Below are 14,800 nucleotides of genomic sequence, written 5' to 3' on the forward strand. Positions count from 1 at the left end.
CCTGAGACATCACCCCTATGAGCAATGTTAAACTTCATACGCTTCATTGTCACCTAAACGATGAAACGGATTCTGATGAGATCTATTTAAAGTATAACGAGAATAAAATTTGGCCCATGGGCTTCTTCAAATTGGTCAATTCCGGAGATATTAAAAAGCTGGAGATTACACTGAAACACGAAGACCCCAAAAAGCCACTAATCATTGAAGTATGGAACTATGATTTCTTATCAAAAAACGATCTCATAGGAACCTTTGAGCTAATTATTGGAAGTGAAACATCCGGCAGGTTTCAGGCCAACATGAAACCTGCAGAAAAAAGAGGAACCGCTTCTTATCTTTTAGATTGGGAAATACTCAACTAGATAAATTGATTCATCGTTTAATAAAACAACATAAGCCCTTAGTAAATGTCTAATTTTAATGAACTGATTAACCAGAACAAGCCCACACTGGTAGACTTTTCAGCCGATTGGTGTGGACCATGCAAGATGATGCCTCCCATCCTGAATCAGGTTAAATCTAAAATGGGAGAAAAAATACATATCCTAAAAGTGGATGTGGATAAAAACCAGAAAGCCGCGCTTAAGTATGGTGTTAGAAGTATCCCTACCATAATTCTATTCAAAAACGGCAAGGTGTTATGGAGAAAAACCGGTGTTGCGCAATCACCAGAAATCACCTCCGCAGTAAAAAAGGCGATCGGTAAAGAAATTTTGCAATAATATCATTTGATCAAACGATTTCGTTCACTCTGATTTGTTTAGTTTGCAGTAGTATTTAACAACTCGCAAATGATGAATCCATGGCATGATCTTAGGATCGGAGACAATGCACCTGAAGAGGTCAATGGTATTATTGAAATCCCAAAAAACACCAGGGCTAAGTACGAGCTGGATAAAGAATCTGGTATGCTTATTTTGGATCGAGTGATCTACTCTTCCATGCACTACCCTGCTAACTATGGATTCATCCCGCGTACTTATTGTGATGATGGTGACCCATTGGACATTCTCATCCTTACTCAGATTGAAGTTCAGCCTCTTTGTATAGTTCCAGCCAAGGTTATCGGCGTAATGCAAATGTTGGATCAGGGTGAAAAAGATGATAAAATCATCGCTGTTGCCACTGGCGATATGAGTGTAAATCACCTAAATGACACGTCTGACCTTGCACAACATTTTGTAAAGGAGCTCCAGAACTTCTTTGAAGACTATAAAAAGCTTGAAAACAAAACGGTTGTTATCGAGGATTTTCAGGATCGAAACACAGCTGTGGCTATTGTTGAAAAAGCCATGGCCGACTATCAAAAGAAGTTTTCAAAATAACTTTTCAGGACACCCTTCTCTGTTTGCCACAATACGTACAGGTGATAATTCCTTCGGGCACTTCATGATTACACGCCTCGCAGTTGTAGAATTCTGAAGTTAAGAGGTTTCCACTCTCATCCCGGTAAACATTGAGTTCTTTGCATTTCATGCAGTGAAAGTTTTGTATCTGGGGAAGTCGGTTGATAAAGCCACATTTTTGACAAACAGCCTTAACAGAGTCCCTTCGTTTATGGAGATACTTTACTCTGATCCAAAAAAAAGCTGGAAGAACCACAAAGGCCACAAAGAGCAACACATACAGATGATCATATTCCATGACGCCTTAATTAGATTAATGAAGCCTATTTCAGGTTTATGATCAGAAAAGTTTGGCGTTCATTACAATCTCACGCTTAACCTTATAGAATTCTTTGTGAATATTAAACCTTTTTTGATCCTCTGGCTGGTATGGAGTAAAAGAGCCATCCTCGTTCAGCACATAGGTATTTACATTGTCTTTAAGGTTATAAGCCAAAATATTGATTGCTTGCTGCTTCAATAATTGATCATTGATCAAAAACAATGACTCAAGTCTCCGCTCAAAACTACGCACCATCATATCCGCACTTCCTGAGTAAACCAGGGGTTTCCCATTGTTGTGGAAATAGTAGATCCTCGAGTGCTCAAGATAATCTCCTACGATAGACCTTACCTCAATATTTTCACTTAGCCCAGCCCTTCCTGGTCTAATAGAACATATTCCCCTAACAATAAGCTTGATCGGAACACCTGCCTGAGAAGCAGAATACATCGCCATAATCGTATCCTTATCCTGAAGGGAATTCATCTTAATAACTACACCCGAAGGTAAACCTTGCTTCGCATTTTCTTCCTCATTTTTTATGAGATCAATTAGTTTGTCCCGCATATCTCTCGGTGCGGTAAGCAGGTAAGTATATTTATCGGGAACCGAGTGCCCGGTAATTACATTGAAGAACTCCTGTACATCATTGGCATAACCTTCATCAGAGCTGAGTAAACTTATGTCAGTATAAAGCTTCGAGGTGTCCTCATTGTAGTTTCCACTTGACATATGAACAAACCTGGTCACCTTATCCCGCTCTCTCCTCACAATCAGCAATAATTTCGTGTGCGTCTTAAGTGAACCAACCCCATAAATAACAAAGCATCCAGCTTTTTGAAGCTTTTGAGCTTCCTTTAGGTTATTCTCTTCGTCAAAGCGTGCTTTTACTTCAAACAAAACTGACACGTGCTTTCCGTTTTCAGCAGCATTGAGCAGGGCATTGACCACGCGGGAATTTTTCGCCAGTCGATAGATGGTCAGCTTGATTGACAAAACATTTGGGTCCTCAGCTGCCTGATCCAAAAGGTCCAGCAATGGATCGATGGTATTGTACGGATGATGTAACAGTATGTCCCGATCCTTCAGGATTTTGAACATATTCTGATCCTCGTACTCCGACATACTAATTGGAGGAACCGGAGCCTGTCTGTCAGGTAAAAGATGCCTTAGATCTTCGTGACCAACCATTTGCCAAAGCCCAGTATAGTCCATCAACGCTTCCATTGGTATTTTGATCACATTCTCAGGACTGATGTCATATTTGCTCATCAGCTGGCGTAAGAGCCATTTGTCATGATCCGATTCAATTTCCAAACGTACAACCCTTCCGGTCTTACGCGTTTTAAGTTTCTTCTTTACCTCCTCGATAAAATTAGCCTCATCATCCTCAGACTCTTCGAGCGTAAAATCCCCATTTCTTGTCACTCTGAACAGTGTAGACGAAACAATCTTTACATTCTTGAACAGATCCCCTAAATGCTCCCTGATTATTTCTTCAATGGGAACGAATATGGTTTTCCCCTTACGGTCAAGCTCATAAAAGCGAGGCAGGTTCTGTGGTATCTGGATAAAAGACATCTTCTTTTTATCCTTGTTGTCCAGGCTCTTCGTTACCACTCCGAAAATCAGAACATTGTTAACCAGAATCGGAAAGGTATGGTAACTGTCATATACCATTGGAGTGAGCATCGGGAAAACGATCTTCTCGAAATAGTGAGTCACCTTATCTTTCTCCCTTTTTTCCAACTCCTCCAATCCCTGAACCAGGAACCCGTTTTGAGCAAATTCCGGCTTAAGTTTTTCAGTGAAAATTTTATTTTGAAGTGCCGCAAATGCCTGGTAATCTCCAAGCAGCTTCATCTTGAAGGGAATAGATCTTAAACCGCAATAGTCAATGCGCTCCTTACCATAATCAAGGTAATTGTAAAGACTTCCTACCCGAATCATAAAGAACTCATCCGCATTAGATGAGGTGATCGCCAAAAATTTCAGCTTATCAACGATACTCCTACCCTCCTTTTCGCTCTGATCCAGCACTCGGTGGTTAAAGTGCAACCAACTTAAATCCCTGCTGATCAGTTCACTTTGAAATATCTGCTGATTATATTTTTCGATCATCTTACGGCTCTTAAATATCAAGGAGCAATATATAAAATGAAAAAAAAAGCCGCTCGATGAGCGGCTTAATCTTTTATATAAAAAAGTGAATTTAGATCACACTCATCTCAGTAAGTACATCATTCATCTTACGAACAGCATCCGCGCTCGTTTTGAAGTTCTCTTGCTCAGCGCTATCAAGTTCGATCTCAACAATCTGCTCAATACCACCTTTACCTATAATCACAGGAACACCTAAAGCAATGTCACTCTGCCCGTACTCACCACTCAAGAATGCGGAGCATGGGAACATCTTCTTAGTATCACAAGCGATTGCCTGAACCATTGCAGATACGGCAGCTCCCGGAGCGTACCATGCAGAAGTACCTAACAACTTAGTCAAAGTTGCACCTCCAACTTTAGTTTCTTCCTTGACATAAGTAAGCTTGTCATCACTCAAGAACTTAGAAACAGGAACACTGTTTCTGGTTGCAAGACGAGTCAATGGAATCATGCCTGTATCGCTGTGCGCTCCGATAACCATGCCATCTACATCCGACTGAGGGCACTCCAAAGCTTCCGCTAATCTGTATTTGAAACGAGCAGAATCCAACGCTCCACCCATTCCAATGATTCTGTTTTTAGGAAGACCAGTTGCTTTGTGAGCCAAATAAGTCATAGTATCCATTGGATTGGAAACCACAATGATGATCACATCAGGAGAATGCTTGATCAGGTTTTCTGATACACTTTTAACGATACCCGCATTCGTAGAGATCAATTCTTCTCTAGTCATACCTGGCTTTCTTGGAATACCCGAAGTAATCACCGCAATATCACTTCCCGCCGTTTTCGAGTAGTCATTAGTTGTACCAGTGATCTTCGTATCGAAGCTGTTCAAAGATGCAGTTTGCATCAAATCCATAGCCTTACCTTCCGCAAAGCCTTCTTTAATGTCGATAAGTACAACTTCCGAAGCAAAGTCTTTGATAGCAATGTATTCTGCACAACTGGCGCCCACTGCTCCCGCGCCTACTACAGTAACTTTCATTATTATGTTTGTTTAGGGTTATTCCTGATAAAACAAGAGAATGACCACCTAAATAAGAATGGACACGTTCAACCTATTTATCTATGGAGTATAATTTCTATTTCGGGCCGCTAAATTAGCACCCAAATAAGGAATAGCAAAGTCAAAATAGCTGAAGTATGTCAGCTATACACGGTATTTAATTCAAAGAAGCCTCGATTACTCTTGTAGGCATCAAATAGTTTGGCGGTAAACTCATCGCAAAGCTGGGCGTAACCGGTCATCATCTTTGCCTGAATAGATGGATGGTGCTCCATGACCTCAAATATATTTGACGAGGGTATCACATAAAGCTCAGTGCCCTCCCCCAGAACAATGGCAGAATTTCTTCTTTTGGCTTTGGACAAAATAGCATTCTCTCCAAAAACACTTCCATTTCTCAAAATCAGCAGCTTTTCAAATTCACCTCCAATTTCAAGATTCAGCGAGACAACGCCCTTTTTAACGATATAAAGTGCGTGACTGGGGTCATTGGAAAAGTAAACCACTTCATTCTCATTGTAGCTGCGAACGTAGATATAGGGCTGAAGCTTAGCCAGTTCCTCATTGGACAATTCAGACATCAAACGATTCTTTCTTAAAAACCGATAGAGCCTTTTGTCTTCATCCGAGTAGGTTTTCTTAAAATACTTCAGCATCAGTAGAGATAATTTTCAAAACGCTTTTGGTGGCTTCCCCAACTTTGAAACGATCATCAATTCTATGACCAACCAGCCAAACAATCGCGCCATTAGACTCAACAACCAAAACGTCCTTTTTCAATGATACGGGAATTTTACTGTCAATCATATAATCACTTACCATTTTTTTACCCTTCATTCCCAATGGAACAAATTTGTCCCCTTTTTTCCAATTGCGAAGTTTCAAAGGCCATTCTATCTTATTCGCATCCAACAAGGCAACACCACTCCCCTGATCCAACTTTTCCACCATTTCAACATTCCTAAATTGCAATACCGCATTTGCAAAACGAACTATGCTTTCCCCTTCATACACCAAAACTTCCACATCACTCAACTCACTTGCCAAAGGCTTGATTATCAGTTTTTCTCTATCTACGTTGAGTGAATGGGTCTGAGAGGAAAACATCTTCCCCGATTGACCATCGAGTACACAACTATATAAATCCTGTATTTGCCTGAAATTCATCTGGTAATCAGAAAGAATTTCAGAAAGAATTAAAAGTGATTTTTTATCATTACTTACCCAATTGGTTCCGAGCTCTTCATAACCATTATCCATTTTCATATGAGAAGCCCTTATATCCATGGCAGTTGATTCTAACAACTCAATTGCTCCTTCCATTCTGACAAGCGTATCCTGAAAAGTCTCGAGTATTGAAGGGTTGATTTCTTTGAGAACAGGGCTCACATTATGGCGAATATGATTTCGCTGATAGTCTACCTTTGAATTGGAGGAGTCTTCGCGCCACTCCACATTATACTGCTCGGCGTACTTCTTAATTTGGTCACGATTGGCAAACATAAGCGGACGAATGATGTAACCATTCTTAACAGGAATACCTCGAAACCCTTTTGGACCAGTCCCTTTTATTAAGTTGAGCAAGACCGTCTCAATGGAGTCATTAAGATGGTGAGCAGTTGCCAGCCTGGTATATCCGTGATCGGCCATTAGAGATTCGAAAAATTCATAACGAATCTTCCTGGCGACCATTTGGATAGATTCATTTGTGTCATAAGCATCGGCATCTACCTCTTTTACATAGACCATGACATCATGGGCTTTCGCCCAGTCAACTACAAAGTCACGATCTCTGACCGAATCATCGCCTCGAAGATTGTAATTCACATGGGCAATCGAAAATGGAATCCCCGCGTTTAAGAATAGTTGAGCCATAACCATAGAGTCAATGCCACCACTAACCGCAAGCAGTAGTTCATCTTCCTGACTAAAAAGATTCTCTTTGGTAATAAATTTTAACAATGACTCAACCATAACTAAGTAATGACTATCGTCTGAATGATTAGCTTTGCGAACCCATGTTCAAGTTACAATATTACATTATTCCGCTCATCGTTTTCGCCACAACGTCCATCGGCTATTCTCAGAAGAAAAACGACAAGATCAGGTATAAAGCCGATGAGCTTGAACTTATAAAAATTGATAATGAAAAGGTAAGAAAGCTCAATCGAAATGTGATCTTTACTCAAGAAAACACGACCGTGTATTGTGACAGTTCCTATTATTATAAGGACACCAATATCATGGAGGCCTACGGTCACATACGAATTGTAGATAAAGAAACAACCATCACCTCCGAGCGACTTACCTATAATGGAGACACGAGGATTGCCTATCTCAGGAAAAATGTGATCTATCGCAATGAAGAACACACTTTATATACAGATTTCCTGGATTATGATATGGATAATGAAATAGCTCATTATTTCAATAAAGGAAAGCTGATTGATTCAACAAATACCTTAACCAGTAAAATCGGCTACTTCTACTCCATTCAGGATTATGCCATTTTCTGGAAAAACGTCTTTTTGGATGCTCCTGATTACGATCTATACACAGACACTTTAAGATATCAGACTCAATCCAAAATCGCCTACACCTTTGGGCCAACCAAAATTGTCAAGCCGGACAGCAGTGTACTAAACGCTCAAAAGGGAGAGTTTCGAACAAAAACAGATGAATCTGAATTCAAACAAGGAGCCATTGAAACACCTGAATATTATATGGAAGGCGACCAGCTCTATTTTGATGAGGCCAATAAATACTACAAGGCGATTGGACATGTCGTACTCACCTCAAAGGAAGACAGCGTGATCATCATTGGTGATGAAGGGTACTATGATAAGGAGGCAGGGATAAGCAAGGTCTATGGGAACCCTTTGATGAAAAAGCCAATCGATAATGATACCCTTTTTCTTGCGGCTGACACTTTGATGGCGCTGGAAAGTGAATTCGATTCATTGAAGCGGATCCTCGCATTTCATGATGTAAGACTTTACAAAAAGGGCCTTTCAGGAATATCTGACTCCATGGCCTATTTCAAAAAGGATTCTCTTCTGGTTTTTTATCATGAACCTGTCATGTGGAATAATAAGAATCAAAGTGAGGGAGATACTATTAAGCTGCTGATCAAAAACGAAAACCTGGATCAAATGCTTATTAATACCAATGCCTTTTTGATATCAGAAGATACGCTCAAGAACTACAATCAAATCAAGGGGCGAAATCAGATAGCCTATTTCGTCAAGAGTAAGATTGAGAAAATGAAGGTCAATGGGAATGGCGAAATGCTCTATTACAGTCTGGAGGAAGGAGACTCTGTTCTAAGAGGGATGAACAAGGTCTTTTGTAGTCATATGGAATTAAATTTCAGAGATGAGAAATTGGTCATGTTTAAAGTATATGTAAATCCTGAAGCCAATTTCATTCCGCCTCATGAACTCACTCCTCAAATCCAGCGTCTCGAAGGCTTTCAATGGCGCATTGAAGAAAAACCGGAGATATATGATGTCGTCTTCTATTATGACAGTACTTATGTCGAACCAAAAACAACTCCTGAAATCATTGAAGCAACTATAGAAGAGGTGATCGCACCTGAAGAGAATGCCCCTGTAGAGAACACTCCAATCAATGAAGAACCGGCCATACAGCCTTTTGAAAAGCCCAAGCAAGTTCCCAGACTAAAAGAACAGACAGAAGGAGATGTTAAAAATTACAAAAGCGGCATACAATGATTTTGGGGCTTTTCGGTTTAAGAAATCAAAAGGGTTAAGTTTGCGGACAATTACCGATTCAATGCACAAGAAGATAATCAGATTATTTCCACTGCTTTTGTTAATGATACTTATTGCCTCGTGTTCTAAGTTCAGGAAAATTCAAAAAAGCGGTGATTGGAAATTGAAGTACGAGGCTGCTTTGAAATACTACGAAGAGGAGGATTATTATCGAGCCGGGATTCTTTTCGAAGAAATCCTCCCTATCATCCGAGGTACTGAAGAAGCAGAAAAGGCCAATTTCCTTTTCGCCTATACCTATTTTTATCAGCGTCAATATATTTTGAGTGCTCACCAGTTCAAACAATTCACCAGGGTTTATGGTCGAAGCGAATATGTAATGGAGGCAGCCTATATGTATGCCAACTCATTATACCTTCAATCCCCTGCCCCGAGCCTTGATCAGACCAGTACTTATGAGGCTTTAGCAGCTTTACAGGGATTTTTGAATAAATACCCTTACTCTGAATATTCGGAACAAGCGGATGCGCAGGTTCAGGACTTGCAGATAAAACTGGAAAAAAAGGCCTACGACAATGCTAAGCTTTATCATAAGCTCAGAAATTACAAATCCGCCATTGTAGCCTTTGATAACTTCCGTTTGGACTATCCTGATTCGAAATACCAGGAGGAAATATCCTTTTTAGCAATTGAAAGTATATATGAACTTGCGAAGGTCAGTATTCGTTCTAAGCAAGAAGAAAGATTCCAGGATACGATCAATAAGTACGAAAACTTCGTGGATAGGTATCCAAATAGCAAATACCTGCAAGATGCCGAGAAATATTATGAGGATAGCATCAAAGAATTGCGTAGATTTGCAGATCAAAATTCATAAGATAACCAAAAAGATAAATGGCTAGTAACGCATCTATCATCACAAGGGATAATCAAAAAATAGCTGATCCATCAGGCAACGTATATGAATCTATCGTTGTTATTGGAAAAAGAGCAAGACAAATCAGCGCACAACAAAAGGAAGAATTGAATAGCAAGCTTGCTGAGTTCGCATCTTCTGTTGATAACCTTGAGGAAATTTTTGAAAATAGAGAGCAGATCGAGATCTCTAAGTTCTATGAAAGAATGCCTAAACCATCTACTGTAGCAATTGATGAGTTTCTTGATGGCAAGCTTTCATTCAGAAGACCAGACCTGGAAGAGCTGGAATCATAATCATCCGCCATGTTGGCTGGAAAGAAAATCTTATTAGCGGTTTGTGGCTCAATTGCAGCGTACAAAGCCGCTTTTTTTGTGCGCTTACTTATCAAGGAAGGCGCTGAAGTACAGGTCGTCATGACCGAAAGCTCGAAGGGCTTCATTACTCCCCTCACGTTATCCACCCTATCTAAAAAGCCAGCACTCAGCGAGTTTGTAAAGAACAATGCCGGAGAATGGAACAATCATGTGGATTTAGCTTTATGGGCTGACCTCATGGTCGTTGCTCCCCTAAGCGCCAACACTTTGGGCAAGATGGCTACTGGTCGATGCGACAACCTTGTGTTGGCTACGTACCTTTCGGCCAAGTGTCCCGTTATGGTATGTCCGGCTATGGACCTGGACATGTACCTACATGACTCCACTAAACAAAACCTTGAGATACTTCGCGGTTTCGGAAATATTGTCATCGAAGCGCAGAGCGGAGAGCTTGCAAGTGGCTTGCACGGTGAAGGACGCCTGACTGAACCTGAAGATATCCTTGAGTCGATAAAAGATCATTTTAAGAAAGCTCACAGTTTTGAAGGAAAAACTGTCCTTATCACCTCCGGACCTACCCAGGAAGCCATCGATCCCGTAAGGTTTATTGGCAACCATTCCACAGGAAAAATGGGAAAAGCTATTGCTATTGAGATGGCGTCACGCGGTGCACAGGTTACCTTCGTTTCGGGTCCGGTAACTCTCTACCCTATTCACCCAAACATCCAGGTAAAAAAGGTGTCGTCAGCTGTGGAAATGTTCACTGCGGCTAATGCAGCCTATTCAACTTCAGATATTGCCATTTTTACTGCTGCGGTGGCTGATTTTAGACCGGAAGTTGTCGCTGATAGCAAAATCAAAAAACAAAAAGAGGAAGGAATTACCATTAACCTGATTCAAAACCCTGATATTGCCAGGGAACTTGGGCAGCAAAAAACCAGGCAATTCAATGTAGGGTTTGCATTGGAAACAGACAATGAAGCGGTTAATGCTCAGAACAAGTTAAAGAGTAAAAATTTCGATTTGATTGTCCTTAATTCACTCAGACAAGAAGGTGCCGGCTTTGCTCATGACACCAACAAGGTCACTATCTTTGATAAGGATAATAAAGAATACCATTTTGAGTTAAAAAGAAAAGAAGAAGTTGCCAGTGATCTGGCAGAGATCATTTACTCAAAAACAAATGCATAGATACCTCACTTCAACATTATTGATTGGCCTTTCCTTTTTGAGCTTCGCTCAAGAGCTTAACTGTAAGGTCATAATCAATGCTCAACAAATCCAGTACCAGGAACGACAGATTTTCGAAGAAATGGAAATCGCATTTACCCAGTTTGTAAATGATCGCAAATGGACTGATGATGAGTTTTCCGTTGAAGAAAGGATTAACTGCAATATTATTTTAACTCTGGACCCAAAAGAAACGCAACCGGCAGCAGGACTATTCGCTGCTTCTGTTCAGGTGCTATCATCACGTCCGGTTTATGGTACTGATTATCAAACCGTGGTTTTCAATTTTGCGGATCGAGACTGGCTTTTTGAATATCAGCCCAATCAGCCCCTTCAGTTCAACGAAAACACTTTTAGTAACAATATCACCTCTCTCCTGGCCTACTATGCTTATACCATCATCGCCTATGACTATGATACTTTTAGTGAACTGGGCGGAACGAGGTTTCACCAAATCGCTAATCAGATCGTCAACAATGCTCAGAGCAGCAATTATATCGGCTGGAATCAATTTAACAGCGTGAGAAACAGGTACTGGTTAAATGAAAACCTACTCAATTCAACCTTCGAACCACTGAGAAGAGGTTTGTATTTATATCACTTAAAGGGACTCGACCTCTTTGGAACTGAACCTGAACAATCAAGAACAAACATTCTCCAGGCCTTGACCCTGCTTCAGACTAGTAACAGGAGTCGCCCAAGGGCTATTGCAACGATTACTTTTCTAGATTCAAAAGCAGAGGAATTAACGGAAATCTTTAAGGAAGGCACACCAACCGAAAAGAAACAGGCCTATGACATTCTTCGAGGAATTGACCCTGCGCGTACCGAGGTATTCAAGAAAATGCTGGACTAATGAGCAAAAAGCAAATCAGGATTAAGACAAGTCAGGTCATTCAGTTTGTTGGGTCAGGGCAGCTGTTAAATTTCATTTTAAAAACTGGTAGTGTCGTTCTGGCCGTACCTTTAGAATTCAAAGACAAGAATTTAAAAGTCAAAAATACCAGAGGTCATAAGTTGCAATTACCTTTGAGCCAAATCGAAGAAATTTGGGCCGATGAAAAGGTAGTTTCCTGATATGATCCAATCCCTTTCTATCAACAATTACGCATTAATTCAACAGTTGGAGATGTCCCCATCTTCTAAACTGAATATTATCACCGGTGAAACTGGTGCCGGTAAATCCATTATGCTGGGAGCTATCGGGTTGCTTCTGGGAAATAGAGCAGATACCAAGGCCCTGTTCTCTGAGGATGACAAATGTGTGGTTGAAGGAATCTTTGATATTTCAAGTTATTCCCTACAAAGCTTCTTTGATGAGAATGATCTGGACTACGAAAAAGAATGCATCATCAGAAGAGAAATTTCTCCTGCAGGAAAATCCAGGGGCTTCATCAATGACACCCCAGTGACACTGGACATCATGAAATCACTTGGTGTTTATCTGATTGACATCCATTCTCAGCACGATTCACTGCACCTTGCCAATAACTCCTATCAAAGAGATATTCTTGACCTTTTTGCCGGGAATCATGAAATTAAGGAAGGGTATCATCAGGCGTTCCAACAGTTTAAGGAGGCACAAAGACATTATGAAGATCTGAAATTCAGGGCAGAGAAAAGTGCAACAGATCAGGACTACCAACAGTTCCTCTTTAATGAATTAGAAGAAGCCCAATTAACTGAGGATGAACAAGAGCAATTAGAGCAAGAACTAGAGCTACTGGAACATGCCGAAGATATTAAGCTCAATCTGTCACAGTTGACACAACTTCTCGACGAAGCAGACTTCTCTGTTCTTAATCAGCTCAAAGAGGCCACTTCTGCCCTCTCTTCTATCAAAAAGTATTCTCACTCCCTTGAAGCACTTTTCGAGAGGTTAGAGAGCTGTAGCATAGAACTAAAGGATCTTGCCAGTGAAGTATCACGGGAACAAGACGCGATTGAGTTCGACCCTGAAAGAATACAAATTGTTAAGGAAAGACTGGACTTAATTTTCCGGTTACAGCAAAAGCATCAGGTAAGAACGATCTCCGAGCTTATCGAAATCAGAGACCGTATAGGTGCTGAGCTCGAATCTGTCCTAAACCTTGATGCGGATATTTCCAAAGCAAAGTCAGCTCTTGACGGGGCAGAGCAGGTCTTACTAGAAATAGGAGAAAACCTCTCAAAGTCACGAGACACTCATGCACCAGTCTTTGCGTCAGAAATTGAAAGTATCGTACATCAATTAGGAATAGAAAACGCTCAAATTAGCTTTCAAATTGGGCGCGTTCAGGCATCATCCCATGGGCTGGATCTGGTAGAAATGCTCTTCTCAGCCAATAAGGGTGTCACTCCAAAAGGATTGAAAAGTGTAGCTTCAGGCGGTGAATTTTCCAGACTGATCTTCGCGGTGAAGTATTTGATTGCCAATAAAACCTCTCTCCCAACCATCATATTTGATGAAATTGACACTGGCGTTTCAGGTGAAGTGGCCCTCCAGATGATCAATATGATGAAGGAAATGGCTCAAAGCCATCAGGTTATTTCTATTAGCCATTTACCTCAATTTGCAGCCGGAGGCGATGCACATTATTTTGTTTATAAGGATCACTCAGCCGATAAATCTGTAAGTAAGATCAAAAGGCTGCAGAACAGCGAACGTGTTCTTGAAATAGCTAAAATGATTGGTGGAAATCAACCGGGAGACCACGCCCTGCAAAGCGCAAAAGAGCTACTCGGGGTAAAGTAGCCCTTTCCCATAGGATAAATCGTCCTTCAATTTACATCCGCGATGTTTAAACGATTTCTTTGTTTGCTAATAAAAAAATCGGTTGGAGCGTTTACGCGAATTGACCTATTTTTGGGCCGTAAAAAATAAAACATAAAATGTCCAATAACTTACTTAAAGGAAAAAGAGGAATCATATCTGGAGCTTTGGATAAAAACTCTATCGCTTGGCACGTAGCAGAAAGAGCACATGAAGAAGGTGCGACTTTCACCTTAACTAATGCGCCAATCGCGATGAGAATGGGAGCGATCAATGAGCTGGCGGAAAAAACCGGCAGTGAAATCATCCCGGCTGATGCTACTTCGGTTGAAGAATTGGAAAATTTATTCTCTAAATCCACAGAGGTACTTGGAGGCAAAATTGATTTCGTTCTTCACTCTATTGGTATGTCACCAAACATTCGTAAAGGAAAATCATATGGTGAACTCAACTACGATTGGTACCAAAAATCCATAGATGTTTCTGCACTTTCATTTCATAAAATGATGGCTGTTGCCGAAAAACAAGATGCCTTGAGTGAGTGGGGTTCAGTTGTTGGACTTTCTTATATTGCGGCTCAAAGAACCTATCCATTCTACACAGATATGGCTGATGCCAAAGCGGTATTGGAGTCTATCGCCAGAGGTTTTGGTTACAGACTAGGAAAAGCTAAAAACGTTCGTGTAAACACAATTTCTCAATCTCCTACAAAGACGACCGCAGGATCAGGTATCGGTGGTTTTGATTCATTCTTTGATTTTGCAGATAAAATGTCCCCACTTGGAAATGCTTCTGCAGCGGATTGTGCCAACTACTGCATTTTCTTATTCTCAGACTTAAGCAAAATGGTCACTATGCAGAACTTGTTTCACGATGGTGGCTACTCAATGACCGGTATCTCGGAGGAGATCATCGAGCAGATGGGTAAATAATTCTATTGATTCGATCAAGGTTGTTTAAATAAGACGACTTGAAATTATAAGCTTACAAGTCCGTGGTTATTATCAC

Annotated in this window: 16 protein-coding genes; 11 read left to right on the plus strand and 5 right to left on the minus strand. The window is 40.7% G+C overall.

What is annotated here, in order from left to right:
* The first annotated feature begins 17 nt into the window (after positions 1 to 17).
* From NXR94_RS11415 to NXR94_RS11425, 3 genes are all read left to right on the plus strand, one after another.
* A complete protein-coding gene (locus NXR94_RS11415; RefSeq protein ID WP_258104760.1) occupies positions 18 to 365 on the plus strand; it encodes a hypothetical protein in 348 nt (115 codons plus the stop codon).
* Positions 366 to 410: 45 nt separating this feature from the next.
* On the plus strand, positions 411 to 725 hold the full coding sequence (gene trxA, locus NXR94_RS11420; protein ID WP_258104761.1) for a thioredoxin: 315 nt from the start codon (positions 411 to 413) through the stop codon (positions 723 to 725).
* 69 nt (positions 726 to 794) lie between these two features.
* The gene (locus NXR94_RS11425; protein WP_258104762.1) at positions 795 to 1,328 is read left to right on the plus strand and encodes an inorganic diphosphatase; all 534 of its coding nucleotides are present in this window, start codon (positions 795 to 797) and stop codon (positions 1,326 to 1,328) included.
* A 4-nt stretch (positions 1,329 to 1,332) separates the two neighbouring features.
* On the opposite strand, the gene NXR94_RS11430 is transcribed toward NXR94_RS11425, so the two are convergent.
* The 5 genes from NXR94_RS11430 to tilS form a co-directional block, all read right to left on the minus strand.
* Positions 1,333 to 1,479: a hypothetical protein gene (locus NXR94_RS11430; RefSeq protein WP_258104763.1), complete on the minus strand. Its 147-nt coding sequence runs from the start codon at positions 1,477 to 1,479 to the stop codon at positions 1,333 to 1,335.
* A gap of 210 nt (positions 1,480 to 1,689) precedes the next feature.
* Positions 1,690 to 3,792, minus strand: a complete 2,103-nt coding sequence (gene ppk1 / locus NXR94_RS11435) for a polyphosphate kinase 1 (protein WP_258104764.1) — start codon at positions 3,790 to 3,792, stop codon at positions 1,690 to 1,692.
* A gap of 91 nt (positions 3,793 to 3,883) precedes the next feature.
* Positions 3,884 to 4,822, minus strand: coding sequence for a malate dehydrogenase (gene mdh, locus NXR94_RS11440; RefSeq protein WP_258104765.1), 939 nt, complete (start codon positions 4,820 to 4,822; stop codon positions 3,884 to 3,886).
* Between the two features lie 161 nt (positions 4,823 to 4,983).
* On the minus strand, positions 4,984 to 5,499 hold the full coding sequence (locus NXR94_RS11445; protein ID WP_258104766.1) for a cyclic nucleotide-binding domain-containing protein: 516 nt from the start codon (positions 5,497 to 5,499) through the stop codon (positions 4,984 to 4,986).
* On the minus strand, positions 5,483 to 6,817 hold the full coding sequence (tilS, locus tag NXR94_RS11450; RefSeq protein ID WP_258104767.1) for a tRNA lysidine(34) synthetase TilS: 1,335 nt from the start codon (positions 6,815 to 6,817) through the stop codon (positions 5,483 to 5,485). Before tilS ends, NXR94_RS11445 begins: the two co-directional genes overlap by 17 nt.
* 44 nt (positions 6,818 to 6,861) lie before the next feature.
* Between tilS and NXR94_RS11455 the strand changes: the two genes are divergently transcribed.
* From NXR94_RS11455 to NXR94_RS11490, 8 genes are all read left to right on the plus strand, one after another.
* Positions 6,862 to 8,577 carry an OstA-like protein gene (locus NXR94_RS11455; RefSeq protein ID WP_258104768.1) on the plus strand — a complete coding sequence of 572 codons (1,716 nt, stop codon included), beginning with the start codon at positions 6,862 to 6,864 and terminating at the stop codon, positions 8,575 to 8,577.
* A 61-nt stretch (positions 8,578 to 8,638) separates the two neighbouring features.
* The gene (locus NXR94_RS11460) at positions 8,639 to 9,454 is read left to right on the plus strand and encodes an outer membrane protein assembly factor BamD (protein ID WP_258104769.1); all 816 of its coding nucleotides are present in this window, start codon (positions 8,639 to 8,641) and stop codon (positions 9,452 to 9,454) included.
* 17 nt (positions 9,455 to 9,471) lie between these two features.
* Positions 9,472 to 9,789 carry a DNA-directed RNA polymerase subunit omega gene (locus NXR94_RS11465; RefSeq protein ID WP_258104770.1) on the plus strand — a complete coding sequence of 106 codons (318 nt, stop codon included), beginning with the start codon at positions 9,472 to 9,474 and terminating at the stop codon, positions 9,787 to 9,789.
* Between the two features lie 9 nt (positions 9,790 to 9,798).
* Positions 9,799 to 11,001, plus strand: a complete 1,203-nt coding sequence (gene coaBC / locus NXR94_RS11470; RefSeq protein ID WP_258104771.1) for a bifunctional phosphopantothenoylcysteine decarboxylase/phosphopantothenate--cysteine ligase CoaBC — start codon at positions 9,799 to 9,801, stop codon at positions 10,999 to 11,001.
* On the plus strand, positions 10,994 to 11,896 hold the full coding sequence (locus NXR94_RS11475; protein WP_258104772.1) for a DUF4835 family protein: 903 nt from the start codon (positions 10,994 to 10,996) through the stop codon (positions 11,894 to 11,896). Before coaBC ends, NXR94_RS11475 begins: the two co-directional genes overlap by 8 nt.
* Entirely contained in the window at positions 11,896 to 12,117 is a 222-nt protein-coding gene (locus tag NXR94_RS11480) for a hypothetical protein (RefSeq protein WP_258104773.1), read from the plus strand. The genes NXR94_RS11475 and NXR94_RS11480 overlap by 1 nt, the downstream gene beginning before the upstream one ends.
* 1 nt (position 12,118) lies before the next feature.
* Positions 12,119 to 13,774 (plus strand): DNA repair protein RecN, encoded by a 1,656-nt coding sequence (recN, locus tag NXR94_RS11485; protein WP_258104774.1) that lies wholly within the window; start codon positions 12,119 to 12,121, stop codon positions 13,772 to 13,774.
* Between the two features lie 137 nt (positions 13,775 to 13,911).
* A complete protein-coding gene (locus tag NXR94_RS11490; protein ID WP_258104775.1) occupies positions 13,912 to 14,724 on the plus strand; it encodes an enoyl-ACP reductase in 813 nt (270 codons plus the stop codon).
* Positions 14,725 to 14,800: the final 76 nt, after the last annotated feature.

The organism is Marinoscillum sp. MHG1-6 (assembly GCF_024714475.1).
In the GTDB taxonomy this organism is placed as follows: Bacteria; Bacteroidota; Bacteroidia; order Cytophagales; family Cyclobacteriaceae; genus JAMZMI01.

What these genes read in the sequence shown, in the direction of transcription:
- NXR94_RS11415 (WP_258104760.1), top strand. Translation starts at nt 18, where the DNA reads ATGAGCAATGTTAAACTTCATACGCTTCATTGTCACCTAAACGATGAA.
- trxA (WP_258104761.1), top strand. Translation starts at nt 411, where the DNA reads ATGTCTAATTTTAATGAACTGATTAACCAGAACAAGCCCACACTGGTA.
- NXR94_RS11425 (WP_258104762.1), top strand. Translation starts at nt 795, where the DNA reads ATGATGAATCCATGGCATGATCTTAGGATCGGAGACAATGCACCTGAA.
- NXR94_RS11430 (WP_258104763.1), bottom strand. Translation starts at nt 1,479, where the DNA reads ATGAAATGCAAAGAACTCAATGTTTACCGGGATGAGAGTGGAAACCTC.
- ppk1 (WP_258104764.1), bottom strand. Translation starts at nt 3,792, where the DNA reads ATGATCGAAAAATATAATCAGCAGATATTTCAAAGTGAACTGATCAGC.
- mdh (WP_258104765.1), bottom strand. Translation starts at nt 4,822, where the DNA reads ATGAAAGTTACTGTAGTAGGCGCGGGAGCAGTGGGCGCCAGTTGTGCA.
- NXR94_RS11445 (WP_258104766.1), bottom strand. Translation starts at nt 5,499, where the DNA reads ATGCTGAAGTATTTTAAGAAAACCTACTCGGATGAAGACAAAAGGCTC.
- tilS (WP_258104767.1), bottom strand. Translation starts at nt 6,817, where the DNA reads ATGGTTGAGTCATTGTTAAAATTTATTACCAAAGAGAATCTTTTTAGT.
- NXR94_RS11455 (WP_258104768.1), top strand. Translation starts at nt 6,862, where the DNA reads ATGTTCAAGTTACAATATTACATTATTCCGCTCATCGTTTTCGCCACA.
- NXR94_RS11460 (WP_258104769.1), top strand. Translation starts at nt 8,639, where the DNA reads ATGCACAAGAAGATAATCAGATTATTTCCACTGCTTTTGTTAATGATA.
- NXR94_RS11465 (WP_258104770.1), top strand. Translation starts at nt 9,472, where the DNA reads ATGGCTAGTAACGCATCTATCATCACAAGGGATAATCAAAAAATAGCT.
- coaBC (WP_258104771.1), top strand. Translation starts at nt 9,799, where the DNA reads ATGTTGGCTGGAAAGAAAATCTTATTAGCGGTTTGTGGCTCAATTGCA.
- NXR94_RS11475 (WP_258104772.1), top strand. Translation starts at nt 10,994, where the DNA reads ATGCATAGATACCTCACTTCAACATTATTGATTGGCCTTTCCTTTTTG.
- NXR94_RS11480 (WP_258104773.1), top strand. Translation starts at nt 11,896, where the DNA reads ATGAGCAAAAAGCAAATCAGGATTAAGACAAGTCAGGTCATTCAGTTT.
- recN (WP_258104774.1), top strand. Translation starts at nt 12,119, where the DNA reads ATGATCCAATCCCTTTCTATCAACAATTACGCATTAATTCAACAGTTG.
- NXR94_RS11490 (WP_258104775.1), top strand. Translation starts at nt 13,912, where the DNA reads ATGTCCAATAACTTACTTAAAGGAAAAAGAGGAATCATATCTGGAGCT.